Source organism: Caballeronia humi (genome assembly GCF_001544475.1).
Classification (GTDB): domain Bacteria; phylum Pseudomonadota; class Gammaproteobacteria; order Burkholderiales; family Burkholderiaceae; genus Caballeronia; species Caballeronia humi.
Genome location: NZ_FCNW02000080.1, coordinates 1 through 16,698, shown reverse-complemented (window position 1 = coordinate 16,698; position 16,698 = coordinate 1). Strand labels below are relative to the sequence as shown.

The 16,698-nt window shown below is 61.8% G+C and carries 15 protein-coding genes and 1 pseudogene; 10 read left to right on the top strand and 6 right to left on the bottom strand.

All coding sequences use genetic code 11. The annotated features are described in order from the left end of the window. Positions 1-213: 213 nt before the first annotated feature. Positions 214-678, top strand: a pseudogene (locus AWB65_RS32155) (putative sulfate exporter family transporter); the annotation flags it as partial. A 72-nt stretch (positions 679-750) separates the two neighbouring features. On the opposite strand, the gene AWB65_RS32150 reads toward AWB65_RS32155, so the two are convergent. Continuing rightward, complete coding sequence (locus AWB65_RS32150) at positions 751-1,989, bottom strand: cystathionine gamma-synthase family protein (protein WP_087670888.1); 1,239 nt, start codon at positions 1,987-1,989, stop codon at positions 751-753. Between the two features lie 265 nt (positions 1,990-2,254). On the opposite strand from AWB65_RS32150, the gene AWB65_RS32145 reads away from it, so the two are divergent. The 7 genes from AWB65_RS32145 (at position 2,255) to AWB65_RS32115 (ending at position 10,479) form a co-directional block, all read left to right on the top strand. Next, a complete protein-coding gene (locus AWB65_RS32145; protein WP_087670887.1) occupies positions 2,255-3,016 on the top strand; it encodes an enoyl-CoA hydratase/isomerase family protein in 762 nt (253 codons plus the stop codon). Between the two features lie 43 nt (positions 3,017-3,059). Next, the gene (locus AWB65_RS32140) at positions 3,060-4,121 is read left to right on the top strand and encodes an ABC transporter substrate-binding protein (protein ID WP_087658623.1); all 1,062 of its coding nucleotides are present in this window, start codon (positions 3,060-3,062) and stop codon (positions 4,119-4,121) included. Positions 4,122-4,133: 12 nt separating this feature from the next. Continuing rightward, the gene (locus tag AWB65_RS32135) at positions 4,134-5,195 is read left to right on the top strand and encodes an ABC transporter ATP-binding protein (protein WP_087670886.1); all 1,062 of its coding nucleotides are present in this window, start codon (positions 4,134-4,136) and stop codon (positions 5,193-5,195) included. Positions 5,196-5,204: 9 nt separating this feature from the next. Then, positions 5,205-6,986 carry an ABC transporter permease subunit gene (locus AWB65_RS32130; RefSeq protein WP_087670885.1) on the top strand — a complete coding sequence of 594 codons (1,782 nt, stop codon included), beginning with the start codon at positions 5,205-5,207 and terminating at the stop codon, positions 6,984-6,986. Positions 6,987-7,012: 26 nt separating this feature from the next. After that, a complete protein-coding gene (locus tag AWB65_RS32125) occupies positions 7,013-8,569 on the top strand; it encodes an AMP-binding protein (protein WP_087670884.1) in 1,557 nt (518 codons plus the stop codon). Between the two features lie 54 nt (positions 8,570-8,623). After that, positions 8,624-9,466 carry an IclR family transcriptional regulator gene (locus AWB65_RS32120; RefSeq protein ID WP_087670883.1) on the top strand — a complete coding sequence of 281 codons (843 nt, stop codon included), beginning with the start codon at positions 8,624-8,626 and terminating at the stop codon, positions 9,464-9,466. A gap of 743 nt (positions 9,467-10,209) precedes the next feature. Next, positions 10,210-10,479, top strand: coding sequence for a DUF1488 family protein (locus AWB65_RS32115; protein WP_087670882.1), 270 nt, complete (start codon positions 10,210-10,212; stop codon positions 10,477-10,479). 1,972 nt (positions 10,480-12,451) lie between these two features. On the opposite strand, the gene AWB65_RS32105 is transcribed toward AWB65_RS32115, so the two are convergent. The 5 genes from AWB65_RS32105 to AWB65_RS36505 all read right to left on the bottom strand — a co-directional run bounded on the left by AWB65_RS32105 (position 12,452) and on the right by AWB65_RS36505 (position 15,416). Continuing rightward, entirely contained in the window at positions 12,452-12,988 is a 537-nt protein-coding gene (locus AWB65_RS32105; RefSeq protein WP_087670880.1) for a GNAT family N-acetyltransferase, read from the bottom strand. Beyond that, entirely contained in the window at positions 12,985-13,263 is a 279-nt protein-coding gene (locus AWB65_RS32100) for a type II toxin-antitoxin system TacA family antitoxin (RefSeq protein WP_087658614.1), read from the bottom strand. Before AWB65_RS32100 ends, AWB65_RS32105 begins: the two co-directional genes overlap by 4 nt. A gap of 654 nt (positions 13,264-13,917) precedes the next feature. Further along, positions 13,918-14,136, bottom strand: a complete 219-nt coding sequence (locus AWB65_RS32090) for a hypothetical protein (protein WP_087670889.1) — start codon at positions 14,134-14,136, stop codon at positions 13,918-13,920. 522 nt (positions 14,137-14,658) lie between these two features. Continuing rightward, positions 14,659-14,913 carry a hypothetical protein gene (locus tag AWB65_RS32085; protein WP_087670879.1) on the bottom strand — a complete coding sequence of 85 codons (255 nt, stop codon included), beginning with the start codon at positions 14,911-14,913 and terminating at the stop codon, positions 14,659-14,661. A 326-nt stretch (positions 14,914-15,239) separates the two neighbouring features. Beyond that, positions 15,240-15,416 (bottom strand): hypothetical protein, encoded by a 177-nt coding sequence (locus AWB65_RS36505; protein WP_159907914.1) that lies wholly within the window; start codon positions 15,414-15,416, stop codon positions 15,240-15,242. Between the two features lie 355 nt (positions 15,417-15,771). On the opposite strand from AWB65_RS36505, the gene AWB65_RS32075 reads away from it, so the two are divergent. After that, positions 15,772-16,041 (top strand): hypothetical protein, encoded by a 270-nt coding sequence (locus AWB65_RS32075; RefSeq protein ID WP_087670877.1) that lies wholly within the window; start codon positions 15,772-15,774, stop codon positions 16,039-16,041. Next, the coding region (locus AWB65_RS32070) for a tyrosine-type recombinase/integrase (RefSeq protein WP_125474271.1) at positions 16,016-16,698 on the top strand (683 nt) is incomplete at its 3' end. The genes AWB65_RS32075 and AWB65_RS32070, both read left to right, overlap by 26 nt.

The window sequence follows — 16,698 nt, the reverse complement described above, 5'->3', positions numbered from 1 at the left end:
GTGGCGCGGTATGCGCCGTCTGATTGACATTCAGCTGGGATATGAACTCGCGCAGGACGAGTGTGGGTAATTGCAAGCTCACCGCGGCCGTTCTCCGGGAAGCGGTGAATGAAGGTAATTTGGTTCCCATCAAATATTTTGGCGGGAACCAAAGTGGCCGAGATAGTCGATAGCAGAACCCAAGCTCCCGGTAAGCGCCCGAACTTTCCACTGCTTTTCTTCGGCGGAACGATTCACGAAGTCGCGCAAGTGCTCGGCGCGGCGAGCAACGTGAGCCCGGAAGCGACGCATTGCGACCATCGTCAAGATGACGCGCGTGATGCTGCTTGTGCCGGTGCTGCTCGTCGTCGGCTTCTGGGTTAGCCGGGCGCGCAGGCGCGAATGGCGACGCATCGAAGGCCGGCAAAGCAAGATCGCGGTACCGTGGTTCGCACTGGGCTTTCTCGCGATCGTCGTCGTGAACTTGCTGCACGTGTTGCCGGATACCGCGAACAAAACGCTGAATACGCTCGATACCTTCGCGCTCACCATGGTCATGACGGCGCTCGGCATGGAAACGCGTATTGCGCAGATTCGCGAAGCCGGCCCGCGCGCCATCGCGACCGGTGCGATTCTTCATGCGTGGCTCATCGCGGCGGGCTCGCGATCACGATAGGCGTGGAGCGCCTGTTCGGCTGATCGACCGCTTCAAAGCGAACAAAAAGGCCGCCCCGATGGGCGGCCCTTGCGTTGCGTCGCGCCGGTTTGCGCTCAGGCAAGCCGCAGCGCCTGTTCGAAATCCGCGATCAGATCCTCGATTTCCTCGATGCCCGCAGACAGCCGGATCATGCCGTCGGAGATGCCCATTTCCTTGCGCGTTTGCGCACCGGCTTCGAAGAAGATCGTCGGCGCAACGGGGATGATGAGCGTGCGTGTATCGCCGAGGCCGGTTGCTTTCACCGGCAGCTTGAACGCATTGATCACGTCGAGCATGTTTGCCGGATCGCGCAACTCGAACGACAGCAGCCACGACCCGCTCTTGAACAGCGACTTCGCGATGCCATGCTGCGGATGACTTTCCAGCCCCGGATAGAACACCTGGCCGATGGCCTCGTGACGCTCCAGATACTGCGCGAGCGCAAGCGCATTCTCGCTGCACTTCGCGACGCGCATCGCCAGCGTCTCCGCCCCGAGCGCAACCTGGTGCGCCTGCTCCGAGGACAACGCCGCGCCCATATCGCGCAGCCCCTTCTTGCGAATCTGCAAAAGCCCTTGTTCCCTGGGGCCCGCGCGCCGGTAGTCGTCGGCGATGTTCGGATACTGGCTCCAGTCGAAAAGCCCCGTGTCCGTGACCGCACCGCCGAGCGCCGCGCCGTGACCCGCAATCGTCTTGGTCAGCGAATTGATCGCGAGACTCGCGTCCACCTGCTTCGGCTTGAACAGTGCGGGCGACGTGATGGTGTTATCCACGACATAAGCGAGCCCGCGCTCATGGCACAACTCGCCGATGCGCAGCAAATCCGGAATCTGCGTGCCCGGATTCGCGATTGTTTCGACGAAGACCATGCGCGTGTTCGGCCTGATCGCATCGGCCACGTTCTCACGCGCGCCGGCATCGACCCTCGTGACTTCGACGCCGAGCGCGCGCAGCGTCCCGAAGAGACTATTCGTGTTACCGAATACGTAACGGCTCGCGACGAGATGATCACCCGCGCGCAGAAGCGTCAGGAACACGGCGGTGATCGCGGCCATGCCCGTGCTGAAGCAGATGGAGCCGGCGCCTTCCTCGAGCATCGTGAGCTTGCGCTCGAGTGCGGCCGTAGTCGGCGTGCCTTGCCGCGCGTAGTTGTAGCCGCCCTTCTTCGTGCCCTGAAACACGCCGATCAGATCTTCCACGCGCTCGAATCCATATTGGACCGATGTGTGAATCGGCTGACGCAAGCCGCCATGTTCGACGCCCGCGTTTCTGTCGCCGTGAACGATGCCCGTAGTGAAGCCTTGCTTGTCCATCCCTTCTCCGCTTCCATGTCGATGTGTTTCGTTGCATGACGCAGGCGGCAATGCGAAAGACGATTCTACACTGGCCCTTTGCAGCGCCGGACCGCCCCGGCGCGCTGCGCCTGCTTGCCCTTCTGGTCTGCTTGACTGCCAAGCTGATCTCTGGTTCTCCTGCAACCACTTGAAGCCTTCTACCCTTCCGCGTAAACCCGATTGCACCTGAGTTCTGACGCGCCTATATTGCAATACACCATCCACTATTACCATACGATAGAAAATGAACGAAGACGTCCTGTTTTCCAGTCACGGCCGCGTCGCGGTCATCACGCTGAATCGTCCTGAAAAGCTCAACGCGTGGACCACGCCGATGCGCGAGACGATCATCGAGGCGCTCGAACGCTTCAACGACGATGAGGGCGTCGCCGCCATCATCATGACGGGCGCGGGCAACCGGGCGTTTTCGGCGGGGCAGGATCTGTCGGAAGCGCACGATTTCGACGGCGCCCGTGCGGTGGTCTGGGTCAAGGAATGGCAGCGCTACTACGCGGCGCTGCGCGGTCTGAAGAAGCCTCTCATCATGGCCCTCAACGGCACGGCGGCGGGCTCGGCGTTCCAGGTAGCGCTGCTCGGCGATATTCGCGTCGCGCACCCGGGCGTGCGCATGGGCCAGCCGGAAATCAACGCGGGCATTCCCAGCACCACCGGCCCGTGGATCATGAATTCGATGCTCGGGATGTCGCGCACCATCGAACTGACGCTCACCGGCCGCCTGATGGAAGCGGATGAATGTCACCGCATCGGGCTAATTCATCACATCGTCGACGAAGACAAGGTGTTCGACAAGGCGCTCGAAATCGCCACTGAACTCGCGGCCAAACCGCCCATCGCGATGCGCCTCGACAAGCAGCGCTTCGCCGAAATGACCGAGGCGGGTTTCGTCGATTGCATCGAAGCGGGCGCACGCATTCAGCGCGAAGCGTACGACTCCGGAGAGCCCGCGCGCATGATGGAAGAATTTTTCGCCAAGCGCGCGAAGTGAGTCGGGAGGTTTGCATCTCAATCCAGTGCGGGAGACCTGAGCAATGACGCTAGACTTCAACCCGGCGCGACGCCGCATTCTGCAGGGCGCGGGCGCGCTCGCCGTCGCTAGCGCGATGCCGCTCGCCGCGCGTGCGCAAGACAAGCAGATCGTGGTTTCGGACCCCGGCGGTCCTTACACGACGGCGTATCGCGAAGCGTTCTACGATCCGTTCGAAAAAGCGACGGGGATCAACGTCGTCTCGGTGGCGCGCGAATCGCAGCCGGTCGCGCAATTCGCGGCGATGGTGCAAACGAAGAACTACATTTGGGACGTGACCACACTCACGCTGTCCGCCGACATTCCGTATCTCGAATCGAAGGGACTGCTCGAGCCCATCGGCCTCAAGGCAAGCGATTATCCCGACGTTATGCCCGAGGCGATCACGCCCAACTGGCTTGGCGTCGATGTTTATTCGACAGTGCTTGCGTATCGCACCGACAAGTTCAAGGACAGCGGCCCGAAGTCGTGGGCGGACTTCTGGGACGTGAAGAAATTTCCCGGCCGCCGATGCCTGCGCCGCAGTCCGCTCGACACGCTCGAACAGGCGCTGCTCGCCGACGGCGTGCCGCTCGACAACCTGTATCCACTCGACGTGGACCGCGCGTTCGCGAGTCTCGACAAGATCAAGCCGCATATCAATATCTGGTGGACCTCGGGCGCGCAGGCGATGCAGGCGATTCAAAGCGGCGACGTCGACATGATCTCGACTTGGAACGGCCGCGCGCAAGCCGCGAAGGACGGTGGCGCGCCGGTGAGCATTGTATGGAATCAGGGTTTGTATTCCATCGAAGGCTGGGGCATTCCGAAGGGCACGCCGCGCGCCGACGCCGCCAAGCAATTCGTGCGCTTCTGCGCGGACGCCAAGCGTCAGGCGCTGCTTACGCGCACGCTCGCTTACGGTCCGACCAACAAGAAGGCGTTTGAAACGATCGCGAAAGAGCGCGCCGCGCTTCTCCCAACGGCGCCGGACAACATCCGCAACATGCGCCTGCCAAGCCCGCAGTGGTGGGAAGCAAACCGCCAGAAAGTCACGGAGCGCTTCAATTCCTGGATCATTTCCTGAAGGGACGACACGATGAGCGCGAAACTCGAGGCGATCGGCATCGCGAAGCGTTACGGTGATTCGGTCGCGCTGGAACCGACCGACCTCGCGGTGCAGGCGGGCGAGTTTCTGACGCTGCTCGGTCCCTCCGGTTCGGGCAAGACCACGCTATTGCAGATGATCTCCGGCCTCGTCGCGCCGAGCGCGGGGCGCATCGAGATAGCCGGGCGCGATGTCACGCATGTCGAGCCGGGAAAGCGCGGCATCGGCATGGTGTTTCAGAGCTACGCGCTCTTTCCGCACATGAGCGTGTGGGACAACGTCGCATATGGTCTGCGCATGCGCCGCAAGTCGCGCGAGGAGGTGCGCAAGGCCGTGGATGATGCACTCGCGATGGTGCGCATGAGCGAGTATGCGAAGCGCTTTCCGAAGGAGCTGTCGGGCGGGCAGCAGCAGCGCATCGCGCTCGCGCGCTGCTTCGCGTACCGGCCTTCGGTCATTCTGCTCGACGAGCCGCTCGGCGCCCTCGACAAGAAACTGCGCGAGCACATGCAGTCCGAGATTCGCGGCCTGCACAAGGAACTCGGCGCGACTTTCGTCTACGTCACGCACGATCAGGACGAAGCGCTCACGCTCTCCGACCGCATCTGTCTCATGAACCAGGCGCGAATCGAACAGGTCGGCACCCCGGCGGACCTGTATGACCGGCCGGCCACGCGCTTCGCGGCCGGCTTCATCGGCCATTCGAATCTACTCGAAGGCGCAATCGATGAAACGCGCGGCGCTGGCGGCGAACCAATTCTGCTGGCGGCGGGCGGGCGCATTCCCTTGCCGGTCAACACGCCGGCCGCCCCGGCCACGCGCCACACGCTGTTGCTGCGCCCCGAAGCGCCGCGTCTCGTGGAACCGCAAAGCGGCTTTGTCGATGGCACCATCGCGGACATCGTGTTCTTCGGCAGCGACACGCGCCTGCAGCTTTCGATGAACGACGGCAGCGCGCTCAGCGTGCGTTGCGGGCGCAGCCTGAGCCCGCGCATCGGCGACAGGGTGGGCCTCGTATGGGATCCGTATCGCACGACCTTGCTACACGCCTGAGGACATTTCATGACGATCGCTCTACACGCGCGCCGCGAGAACGATGCATCGCGGCGCGGCCGGTCCGCGTGGCTCGCGTGGTGCATGCGCTTCCTGCCGCTCTTGCCGACGCTCCTGTTCCTGCTCGTGTTCTTCATCGTGCCGGTCGGCGAGATTCTGCAGGGCGGCCTCGTCAGCGCCGACGGACGGATCGGCCTCGCGCAGTTCGAGCGCATCGCGCGCACGCCGGTCTACGCGAAGGTGCTGTGGATCACCTTCGCCATTTCGTTCATGACAGCGGCCTTGTCCGTTCTGCTCGGCTATCCGGTCGCGTACATGCTGAGCCGTCTGTCGGAGCGCATGCGCGAGCGCTGGCTTCTGTGGATCATGTTGCCGTTCTGGACCAGCTATCTGGTGAAGACCTACGCGTGGATGCTACTGCTTTCGAAGAGCGGGGTGCTTTCCACCATCGCGCTGTCGCTTGGCCTCGTGCGCGAGACGAGCGGCACCATCCCGTCGTTGACGGGCGTGCTCATCGGCATGGTTCATTCGATGCTGCCGCTCGCCGTGATGACGATGCTGCCCGTGATGCGCGGCATCGACGACCGTCTCGCGCAGGCCGCCGAAACACTCGGTGCGCAACGCAGCACGAGCTTCTTCACAGTATTTCTGCCCTTGTCGTCACCGGGCGTGGCTGCTGCGGGATTGCTCGTTTTCATATCGAGCCTCGGTTTCTTCATCGTGCCGGCGCTGCTCGGCTCGCCGAAGGAAACGATGATTGCGCAACTCGTGATCTCGTCCGTGCTCGAACTTTTTGACATGCGCTTTGCCGGTGCGCTGTCGACGGTGCTGCTCGTCTGCTCGATTGCGATCTTCTTCGTCTATGACCGCATGGTGGGTCTCACCTCGCTCACGGGCGAAGTGGCGGAACGTCAGCGAAACTTGCGCGCGCAAGGTTTCAAGCTCGCGATCCTGATGATGGCGGGGCGCCTCTTCGCGCCCTTCGTCATGCGCCGGCGCACGCACGGCGATACGACAGCGCGCGCCGCGAGTCCGCTCGGGCTCTATACGTGCGTCATCATGGTGGTGCTAGTCGTGCCCGTGCTTTCGGTGATTCCGTATGCGTTCACGAAGAGCGATTACATCGCGTTTCCGCCAAAGCTTTTCAGCACAAGATGGTTCGGCACGTTCATGGATTCGCCGGTGTGGCACAGCGCGATCGTCCGCTCGTTCGAAGTGGGCCTCGGCACGGCGGTGCTCTCGCTGCTGCTCGGCTTCGGCGCGACGCTCGCGATGACCCGCATGCCGCGCCGCGCGAGCAAGCCCGTGTTCGCGCTGCTCGTCGCGCCGCTGATTGTGCCGCGTATCGTGGTCGCGGTGGGCCTGCTGTATCTGTTCGGGCGCTTTGGGCTCACGGGCACGAATCTCGGCCTCGTCATCGGCCATACCGTGCTTGCCATTCCTTACGTCGTCGTGACGCTTGCCGCGGGCTTTCAGCGCTTTGACTGGCGTCTCGATGACGCGGCCCGCGTCATGGGCGCATCCCCGCTGCGGCGCATTACGTCGGTCGTGCTGCCGCTTCTGATGGCAAGCGTGACCGCGGCGTTCCTGTTTGCCTTCCTCGTTTCGTTCGACGATCTCACCATCGCCATCTTCGTTTCCGGCGGCATCAATTCGACGCTGCCGAAGCAGATGTGGGACGACATTCAACTCGCGATCACACCGACGCTTGCCGCCGTTTCGACAACGCTGGTTATTCTGATCGCGCTCGTGGTCGCGGTTTCGTCCTGGCTTAAACGCAAAGCACGCTAATTCTCAGGTTTTCATCTGGTTCAGACATGCATTGCTACTCAGCATACTTCGCTCACCGACACGCCAACGACGAACTCGATTGCGCGCCCCTGCTCGCGGCGGGATTGCGCGGCGCGCCCGCGCGCACCGTCGTGCATTTCGACGATCGCGCAATAACCTGCGAAGACGCCGCGCGCCATATCGCGCAGTTGCAGCGCTGGTTCGCGGCCCGAGGGCTCGCGGTGGGCGACCGCGTCGCCGTCATGCTCGGCAACAGTGCCGAGCATATCCATCTGATCTACGCGCTCGTGCTTTCCGGCCTCGTGTGGGTGCCGGTGAACACAAAGCTGCGCGCGGCGGGTCTCGACTATCTGCTGCAACACGCGGAGCCGAAGCTCCTCGTGATCGACGATGAGTTCGATGCCGTCACCGCATCCATCGATTGCGGAGCGGCGCAGCGCGTACGGCTTCCCGCATTCGACGCGAGCGACACGAACGCCGCATTCGCGACGACCGAAATCAGCGTGCACGATCCGCTGTGCATCATCTATACGTCGGGCACGACGGGCGCGCCGAAGGGCGTCGTCTTCACGCACCGGATGATGCGCATCGCGAGCGAAGCGGCGCTGAAAGTTGCGGACGTGCGCGAAGGCGATCGGCTGTTTCTATGGGAACCGCTGTGCCATATCGGCGGAGCGCAGATGTTGATGCTGCCGTTTCTCGAAGCCGTAACGCTGCACGCGGCGCCTCGTTTTTCGGCATCGCAGTTCTGGCCGCAGATCGAACGCGCGGGTGCGACGCAGCTGCACTATCTCGGCGGTGTGCTCGACATCCTGATGCAGTTGCCTGAAAGCGCGCAGCCCGCGACGCATACGCTGCGCGTGGCGTGGGGCGCGGGCGTGAGTGCATCGTCGTGGGAACCGATTCAGGCGCGGCTCAAGGTGCGTCTGCGCGAGTGCTATGGCATGACCGAATGCTCCAGCTTCGCGACGGCGAACGTGACCGGCAAGCCCGGTTCGATCGGCCGTGCGCTGCCGTGGATCGACATCGACTTGCTCGATGAGAACGGCCAGCCGGTGAAGGAAGGCGAGGCCGGCGAAATCGTGCTGTCGAGCAAGGTCGAAGGCACGTTCCTGCCGGCGTATCTGAAGAATCCCGATGCGACGAAGGCCGCCTTGCGAAATGGCCGCCTGCACACCGGCGACCGCGCCCGCCGCGATGCCAACGGCGATTTGTTTTTCATCGGCCGGCAGACGGACAGCATGCGCGTGCGCGGCGAGAACGTGTCGGCGTGGGAGATCGAACGCGTATTCGCGGCGCACCCGGCTGTTCGCGCGAGTGCGGCGATTGGCGTGGCATCGCCTATCGGCGAGCAGGACATTCTGCTCAACGTGCAATTCAAGGATGAGCCGGTGGAGTGGGAATCCCTGCACGCGTGGGCGCGCGAACGCCTCGCGAGCTTCCAGTTGCCGCGGTATTACCGCGCGGTGGCCAGCTTCGAACTGACCGCGAGCGAGCGCATCAGGAAGCATCTGCTGCCGCGTAGCGTCGAAGATGCGTGGGACCGGATGCAAAGCGTTCAAGGTGCTATCGTATATAGATAGCTTTTTATGGCTATGCGATAATTTTGTCCATCCAATCCGACGATGGTAAACACAATGAGCGACGAGTCTAAAGCCCCGCGCAAGCGCAAAACCGCAGCGGCGAAGCCGCGCGGCGAGGTGGCGGACCCGAGCGCATCGTCGCTTTACGTGCAGTCCGTCGAGAAGGCGATGAAGGTACTCACTGCCTTCGACGGCAGCAAGCGCCAGTTGTCGCTGTCGGAGATTTCGTCGCTGACGGGCTTTGACATGAGCGCGACGCAGCGTTTCACCTACACGCTCGCCGCGCTCGGCTATCTCATTAAGGATCCCGACAGCCGCAAGTACGAGCTTTCGCCGCGGCTGCTCGATTTCACGTATCACTACCTTACGTCTAACGATCTGGTGAGCCGCGCGACGCCGTATCTCCAGCAACTCGGCTCGGAGACGGAAGAGGCGACCAATCTCACCGTGCTCGACGATACGGACATCGTGTTCGTGCTGCGCATCGTGAGCCGCAACGTGTTCAATGCGCATGTTATTACGGGTTCGCGGCTGCCGGCGTATTGCACGGCGCCCGGCTTAGCGATTCTCGCGACGCTCGCAGATGGCGAGATCGACGATATTCTCGCGCGCACGAATCTCGTCCCCTTCACGCCGTCCACCGTGTACCAGCCGCGCAAGATTAAGGATCGCATCGCGCAGATTCGGCGGCAAGGCTATGCCCACACGGAAGACGAATACTTCGTCAGCGATATCTCGACGGCGGCGGCCATCACCAATGCGCATGGACGCGGGATTGGCGCGGTGAATATTGCGGTGGCGCGCTCGCGGTGGCAGGCGGATCGCGATGAAAAACGCTTCGCGGATCTCGTCATTTCGACGGCGTCGGCTATTTCGGCACGGCGTCGCGTCGACTAAGACGGCCGTCTCTTTACGCGGTTTCGTTGATCCGCGGACTCTCCCGTGCGGAGAGCAGATATTTGCTGGTCAGGCTCGTGATACGTCCGAGTACCATGCGTTGTTGAGGCCCAATGATTCGTCGACTTGCAGACCGCGCGTGCTTATACCGATGGCCGATGAATATGAATGATCCCTGAAACGCCACGGCAAAGTTGACGCAGCACTGCTCTCTTCCCTCGAAGCGCGGCTCATTACGGCGGGTGCGCCGCTCGTTTCCCTGTGCGTGCGGGCATCGGTGATAAAGCAGCCTTTCCCGAATCGTTGCCACCGGCTTTCCGCTCTCGCGCGACATATGAGCCGCTCGCGGCAGGCCGCACCGGCGCCAAACGGGGGTCGTATGCGTAAAACACCTGACGGGCATAGCTCGAGCCGTCGTTGCCATCCGCAAGGTCGCACCTCGGGTACGGTCGACCCCTGTTCAGGTCGAGGTAAAGCTGATTAATTGGTTCGACGCAATCACAGAGGCTCTTTGGCCCACCGTTCCATGCCCGGTTGGCAAAGCATAGCATCACCTTGCAACCAAATTGGGAAGCGTGAGCGGGCAACGCAACGCCGATCATCGATGGTGCGAACATCAGGGCGAATATCAATTTTGGAATTGTCGTCGAGTCGGATTAGTAAAGCGGTTCTCAATGGAGTGAACCCCCGAGCGCGTTGCCTGTGTCAGAATCTTTGGGAGCTTTCCAACGCGTTGAACTCACATGGAAACAATCGACCTCGAACCTCGGATCGCTGCCGATCGCCGTGGCGTCGTCTTCGTCCTGGTCCACAAATCGCGCTCCGTTGAATGCGTGATTGCGCGCGCGGCACTTGAAACGCTTTTTTGGCTCACGTCCAATGCGGATGACACAAAGACCCTTAAAATCTTCCGCGACGGATACCGTCGCATTCACGCCGTCGCACAACGAAAGCTACTTGCGAATCCGACGTCGCGCTTGGAGCTAACGGCGGCCGATTTCGCGAGAAACTGAAAGTGTTCGCGCGTATGTCGAGTTGGGTCCAACCAGGCCCGGCGACCATCGGGCGCGGAACACCATGCTGGCGTGAATCACCTCGGTTGGCGAGGCTGATAAAGAGGTCTAGGCCGTTGACAGTTAGTTGCGCGGGTCGGGCGCAGAAAGAAAGGCGCGCGCGCTGGCGGCTCAATCCATATCTGAGATGACATGGACGAGGCTCTTTCATCTATAAGCTTTTGCCGGCGCCCTGAAGCGCCTTTCGCCGTCCTAGGAGGCAGTGACCGCTTTCAAGTGTTCATGAGCCGTTGGTGCGATCGATCGCATTCGAGGCACGCGGTGCTGGCGGGAGAAGGTTTGCTTTTCGAATACCAGGTTGCAACCCCGCTCAACTAAGTGCGGAAGCGTATGCCTGGGCGAGACTTGCCTTTGTCAGCGCTCGCCTCAGGAAAACGTAAGCATCGTTCCCGTTTATGCATTTATCAATACCACCGACCTAATGCTCGCCCCACGCTTCAGCCCGAGCCGGTCTCCCGTGAGGGCTGGATCTTCGAGCTGAAACGACGGTTTTCGCTGTCTGGTTCGAAAAGTTGGAAGGCACGTCGAATTGATGTCCCGGCAGGGCAACTCGCTCAATACCGCGTTCCAGGACGTCGTAGCTGCGGTCGGGACGGTGCCAGCAACTTTGTCTGGGATGCAGAGCTGACTGGATAAGCCCAACGGTCAGTCTTCGTTTGAGCGACTGCAGTTGCGCTCTCGAAAGCAGCTTCCGCCGCGCGTTCGCGCCGCAATAAAGCTGCACCCGGCTCGCCTGTATGTGTTTGACACACTGGCCGCCGGCGAGCTGGACCTGCGGTTGCTGCCCCTGAGCCAGAGGAAAGAGATCCTGCGGGAGAGCTTCGAAAACACGCCGGTCCTGTCTACGTCATCGGCATCGTGACGGCCGGCGCTTGGGTGTTCGAACAGGCGGAGCTGCACGACTTCGCGGGGATGGTCGCCAAGCGGCTCGATTCTCCCTACCAGCGGGGTCGATCGCCTGACTGGATCAAGGTCATACCAGAGCTACAGCCGCCCCGCCGCTCTGGGCTGGGGCAGCAAGCGGGTCTAAAACGACAGAAGCTCCCGAAGGAGCTTCTGTCGACCTCATCGCAGAATTCAACCTTTGACCAGTAGAACCCTCCCTGACGAAGCGCGACAAAAACCAATATAGGCGGTCGTTTCGGGTGGCGCAAGTGCTACCCCGCTCGGCACCACCAGGACTGCGAGTAGGCAGTTCCATCAACAAAATAATGCCGGGCATTACGTGTCGGCACAATCTTCAGTTGATTGCAATAAGTGGGCGCGCGGACTTGCGCTGACGCCGAAAAGCGCTAGTCTGACATTGCGTCCCGTGTGGGGGCGTTGAGCATGAGTCATCTTCCCGCCCTCGTCGGCGGGCTACTTTTTTTGGTTTCATCGATTACGCGGTAATCTGTGAATGCGCTACGTTGGGGGCGACGGAGCGTGTTGTAGAGCACTCCTTTTTTTGAACCCGCTACGGCGGGTCTTTTCGCCTGCGCGTCTGGCCGTTGGTGTCCAAGTCGCGATGCTACCAGTCGGACCCTTTAGCCGGGTCGGTCAGAGCCGCGAGCCGCTCGCTGTCACCGTCGATCTGCCAGCCCGTTGTCAACCCATTCCAGCCTACGAACGTACCGTAGGCCCAATCCCGAAACTGCTGCGCGGTTCTCAGGTGCGAGTCCGCCCGCCACGCGCACGCCATCAGCCGACGTATCTCCTTTTTTCGGCCGAAGCGGTGATCTCGGCGTAGGTCCATGTTTTCCTTTTCTGATCGCCCACATATTTCCAGGCTTTCTCATCGGTCATGATCAAGCTCCTTGACGGAATTGAGGTCGGCCGGAAGCCGTGGACGCCAACGCCGTTAGGCACCCACCTGCGCAGCAGGCAGGGGTGGCGGCCGGCCGCTCCTAATCTCTGGGTTTCTCCGAGGTGGTTAGAGCTGATCTGCCGCATTCAGCGCGGCCGCGATCGTCTTGAGCGAAATCAACATGGGGATCGGCAGACCTTCCGGCACGCCGACCAGGCGCAGCGCACCCCGCTCCTCATACCACTTCGCGGCGCGTTCGGATTTCGCATCGATGAACAGCGCAACGCCGCCGACTTCGCCGGCGACTCTGATACAGCGCCTGCCGGCCGCAAGGATCAGCTGTGTGCCGAGACCCTGGCCGCCAACGCTTTTATCGGTCGCGAGGCGGGCGAGGCGGAAGCCAGGCACCGGATGACGCGGCAGGCCCTTGCGGGCCGCTTCAGGCGTCTGGTCGTAGACAGCGGAACTCGGCGCCAATGTGTAATAGCCGAGGATGCGTCCGCTTTCGTCCTCGATCGCGAGGAAAGTCTTGGCCCCGCCGTTTTCGTGATTTTGGCGCGCGTATTTTTTGAGATATTGGTTCAGCTCGCCGTCCGTGCAATCGAAGGCATCACGATCATGCTCCCTGCCGATCGCTTCTTCATGCCAGGCCGGAAGGGTCATGCCGGTTTCGGCATCGCCCTGGCGGCGGCAAGCAGTTTCCCGTTCGGTTCCGGCGGATCTTCAAGCAGCGCCAGCACACGCTTGTAGCTGTCTTCCGTCAACTTGATCTGCTCCGCGGCTGCAATCACCGCATCGGCCTCGCGCAGCGCAGCCTGGGTCACGAAGCTGGTCAAGTCGACATGGTTAAGGCTCGCAGCGCGGGTCAGCCGAGACTTCACCTCGGGCGGCACCCGCAGGTTCATTCTCTGATTGTCGTCGATCGCAGCGCGCGGCATAGCGGCCTCCAATTCCATTTGTACACATTCAAAGCGTACACGATTTGTGTAAATTTGTCAACCGTGCGCCCTGAAGGCGTACAAGTCAGGTGACTTTCCAAACAAGTCGGTATTACGAAGGCTGCGCGCATCTCTGCTCTGCTAGGCAAGCCGACTCCACGACGATTGCGCGTAGGACACGGCGCCGACAAACTCGATCCTCGTCATCCCAAAACGCATGCGCACCCATCCACAACAGTGCTTCGTCGTGCGACTGCGGATCGTTGACGGCTGATGTCTGAAAGCGCGCGATGGTGGTGTAACGGTTAAGCGCGGTGGCGCTCTGCGCGACGATCATGTCACCGCACGCCGGGACCCCTTCTGGACGTCGGAATGATCGCGCGCCTTGCCTCGCTGACGCATGGGTGAAGCGTGATTCGGCACGCTATCAGCTTCACGGTCGACAGCATGGCCTTGATCCGCTCCGCATCCGCGGGCTTGTAGCCAAAGCCGGTGATCGCGCGCCACGCCAGGTAGACGCCGGTCGCATAGTGGTGCTTTCCGGAATTTCTTCTCCATTGTCGCCTCGCCGCGTGCCTCGGTCATCAAACTACCGATTTCCTTTCGGTCTTCTCGGTGATATGCGCGTACGTGTAAGCCGCTTTTGCCATTGATTTACCCGTAGTTAGAGCTCAGCCACGATTGCGCCCATGCAATCCCGCGCTCGACGGCCGCGGCCTCGGTGTCGAAATAGCCAATGTCGGTGAAGTGAAAGATTTGCCAGCCGTCCTGGTCCTCACTCGGCCCGCGCTCGACCTCGACCCACGCGTGCCAGTGATGACCCTTCTTTTCAGGTCGCGAGTTGATCGTCCATTCGCGGTACTCGAGTTTCATGCTGCACCCTTTGTTGGCGTGACCTGCGCAGCGCTCATGCAGTTTGCGCGCACGGTCACCGCTCACTCCGACGAGGTTCTCAAGGTCGATGAGGGAATCCCGTCTCATCCGATTTTATGAACGCTCCAACTGGCTCGCGCGCAATGGCCCCGCCATCTTGATCGGGGGTCTAAGTCGAGCGGTACGGCGGGCGTATCAAGTGCGTTCCTGTTACGTGGCGCATGCATTGGCTCGCAGGTACCGCGTGAGCATTAGGCGATGCTCGTGGCGCTTGCCGGCGCTACTGGCGCGAGGCGCGAGAGTACGGCACGCCCCGCTCTACGAACACAAAAAGAAGCCCGCCGCAGCGGGCGCGAAGGAGAGACGCCCGAACGCGAGAGGCGTACTGGTAGCTTAGCAAAAGAAAAGCCCGCCGCAGCGCTTACCCGGCGGGCAGTGCTCACGCCAGGATGCGCGCGAGGAGACCTCTTACGTTGTAGCAGACCCGACCCGCAATGCAAGGCATGTCGGGCACATCACCGACTAATCGGCGCCGTCCAAGATCGCCGGAAGACAGGGGAAGTACACGTCGCAGCGTTCGCCGTGCGCGGTCGCGCTCCTGCTCGGGCAGTTCGCCAGCTCCGCACCCAGGTCCGTCATCGCGTAATCGCCGCCGAACTGCTCGACGAGCCGTGCCAATCGGTACCGGCCACGCCGGCTGCAACGCGTGCACGCGACGTCGAGATGGCTTGCCCGAGCGGCTACCTCTGCCAGGGCGACGCTTCCAGTGGTTTCCATGATTGCTTGCGGCGATGCATTGTTAGAGCGTTAGAACTCGGTGGATTTCGACCGGCCGGAACCGAGCCCCAGCGACGTGGTTGCCGTGCATCAGTTCTGCCGGCTCGATTGCCGGAACCAGGCGGAGGTTTTGGCAAGTCGCGCACTCAGGAATGCAGGCTTCGCGCAGGCAATGTCAGGATCACAGCCCGAATAGGCGCAGAAGTGCTCGAAGTCATCGAGCACCCTATGGCCCGCCTCGTTCGTTTGAAGCGTGCGACCGTCAATGACTGTCTTCGATAATTCCTGGATCGCCGTAACACATGGCTCTGCCTCCGCGCTCACGTTTAATCTTCCACCTCGACATGGCCGGGATGGAGGCCCATCTTATTGACAAGCTCCTCGACTTCTTGCGGCGACTTGCAGGCGGTAAGAACCAGTTCCGTCGAGCCGATTAGGATCCGCCCGAACCATTGCCCCTCCTGCGAACGAGCGATGCGCAGCGTACTCAGATCTTCTTCCATCTCCGCCTCCCTGAATCGGTCGACGACAGGCGTCAGCAAAACAGGCCCGCCCCGAAGTGGGCCAAATCCACACACGTCGGCGCTCCGCTCCCTGAGCCGGAACGCAAATCTTCACTAGCAAGAAAAACGCCCGCATCCCGAGATCAAAACGTTCACCGTAACAGGCCAGTCAGTGCAATGCCGAGTTCAAAAACTGGCGAGCACGAGAAGGTCGGTCCCCAGCGCAACGCCGAGCTTTTTGTGCTTGGCGAGCAGAACACGGCAACCGTCCGGTCATGCCATCACGGATGGTAGTATTGATAAAATCCGTTATCAAGACTAACCTGCAGCCTGGGGCGGATCTTTCGGGACGGGCATGGCGCAGTTAGTGATCAAAGGCGCGGTTGGCCAGATGGACCTCCTGACGCAGCATGAGGCGACCACCGGGCGCTTGTGTCGCTCGGTGAATCTAAGCGTCAGCGCGGACGGGAAAAGCGTGTTGTTGGTCGAAAGCGATGAGCGCAAGGTCGGCATCCACCGCGAGCACCGCTTTGAAATCACGATCGGCGAACTGATTGCGCTGGTCCGTGCGCGGGGTGCCGAACTCCGCGGAGAAAACCATGTCCGTGCTGCCGATCCCCGTTGAAAACGCCCGGCGGCTGACCGGCGCGGAGTTTCACCAGCTGACGGCGGTGCCGGCCGAAGCCGAATGGTTCGCCAATCTGGACAATCCGCGCACCCGCCGCGCGTACCGGATCGATCTACAGGACTTCATGGGCTTTGCCGGCATCGCGCGGCCGGACGAGTTTCGCCTGGTCACCCGCGCGCATGTGCTGGCGTGGCGCAACACGCTCGAAGAGCGGGCGCTGTCGGGTGCCACCATCCGGCGCAAGCTCGCCGCGCTCTCCTCCCTGTTCGTATATCTGTGCGAAAAGAACGCGGTCGCTTCCAACCCGGTGAGAGGGGCGAAGCGGCCGAAGGTCGACGGCAACGAAGGCAAAACGCCGGCGATCGGCGATCACCAGGCGCGCGCGCTGCTCGATGCGCCGGACCCGGCGACCCCTAAGGGCAAGCGCGATCGCGCGTTGCTCTCGGTGCTGCTCTATCACGGCCTGCGCCGCGAGGAGCTGTGCTTGTTAAAAGTGAAGGACCTGCACCACCGGCGCGGCGTGTCACATTTGAGGGTCCACGGCAAGGGCAACAAGCTACGCTATCTACCGCTGCATCCGGACAGCGCCGCAAAAATTCATCTCTATTTGGAAGTCGCCGGCCACCGCGACGCACCGGACGCCCCGCTGTTCCA

Excerpts from the sequence above, each read along its gene's own strand:
- AWB65_RS32120 (WP_087670883.1), top strand. The coding sequence starts at position 8,624 with ATGAGCGACGAGTCTAAAGCCCCGCGCAAGCGCAAAACCGCAGCGGCG.
- AWB65_RS32105 (WP_087670880.1), bottom strand. The coding sequence starts at position 12,988 with ATGACCCTTCCGGCCTGGCATGAAGAAGCGATCGGCAGGGAGCATGAT.
- AWB65_RS32145 (WP_087670887.1), top strand. The coding sequence starts at position 2,255 with ATGAACGAAGACGTCCTGTTTTCCAGTCACGGCCGCGTCGCGGTCATC.
- AWB65_RS32130 (WP_087670885.1), top strand. The coding sequence starts at position 5,205 with ATGACGATCGCTCTACACGCGCGCCGCGAGAACGATGCATCGCGGCGC.
- AWB65_RS32150 (WP_087670888.1), bottom strand. The coding sequence starts at position 1,989 with ATGGACAAGCAAGGCTTCACTACGGGCATCGTTCACGGCGACAGAAAC.
- AWB65_RS32125 (WP_087670884.1), top strand. The coding sequence starts at position 7,013 with ATGCATTGCTACTCAGCATACTTCGCTCACCGACACGCCAACGACGAA.
- AWB65_RS32090 (WP_087670889.1), bottom strand. The coding sequence starts at position 14,136 with ATGAAACTCGAGTACCGCGAATGGACGATCAACTCGCGACCTGAAAAG.
- AWB65_RS32115 (WP_087670882.1), top strand. The coding sequence starts at position 10,210 with ATGGAAACAATCGACCTCGAACCTCGGATCGCTGCCGATCGCCGTGGC.
- AWB65_RS32085 (WP_087670879.1), bottom strand. The coding sequence starts at position 14,913 with ATGGAAACCACTGGAAGCGTCGCCCTGGCAGAGGTAGCCGCTCGGGCA.
- AWB65_RS36505 (WP_159907914.1), bottom strand. The coding sequence starts at position 15,416 with ATGGAAGAAGATCTGAGTACGCTGCGCATCGCTCGTTCGCAGGAGGGG.
- AWB65_RS32135 (WP_087670886.1), top strand. The coding sequence starts at position 4,134 with ATGAGCGCGAAACTCGAGGCGATCGGCATCGCGAAGCGTTACGGTGAT.
- AWB65_RS32140 (WP_087658623.1), top strand. The coding sequence starts at position 3,060 with ATGACGCTAGACTTCAACCCGGCGCGACGCCGCATTCTGCAGGGCGCG.
- AWB65_RS32100 (WP_087658614.1), bottom strand. The coding sequence starts at position 13,263 with ATGCCGCGCGCTGCGATCGACGACAATCAGAGAATGAACCTGCGGGTG.
- AWB65_RS32075 (WP_087670877.1), top strand. The coding sequence starts at position 15,772 with ATGGCGCAGTTAGTGATCAAAGGCGCGGTTGGCCAGATGGACCTCCTG.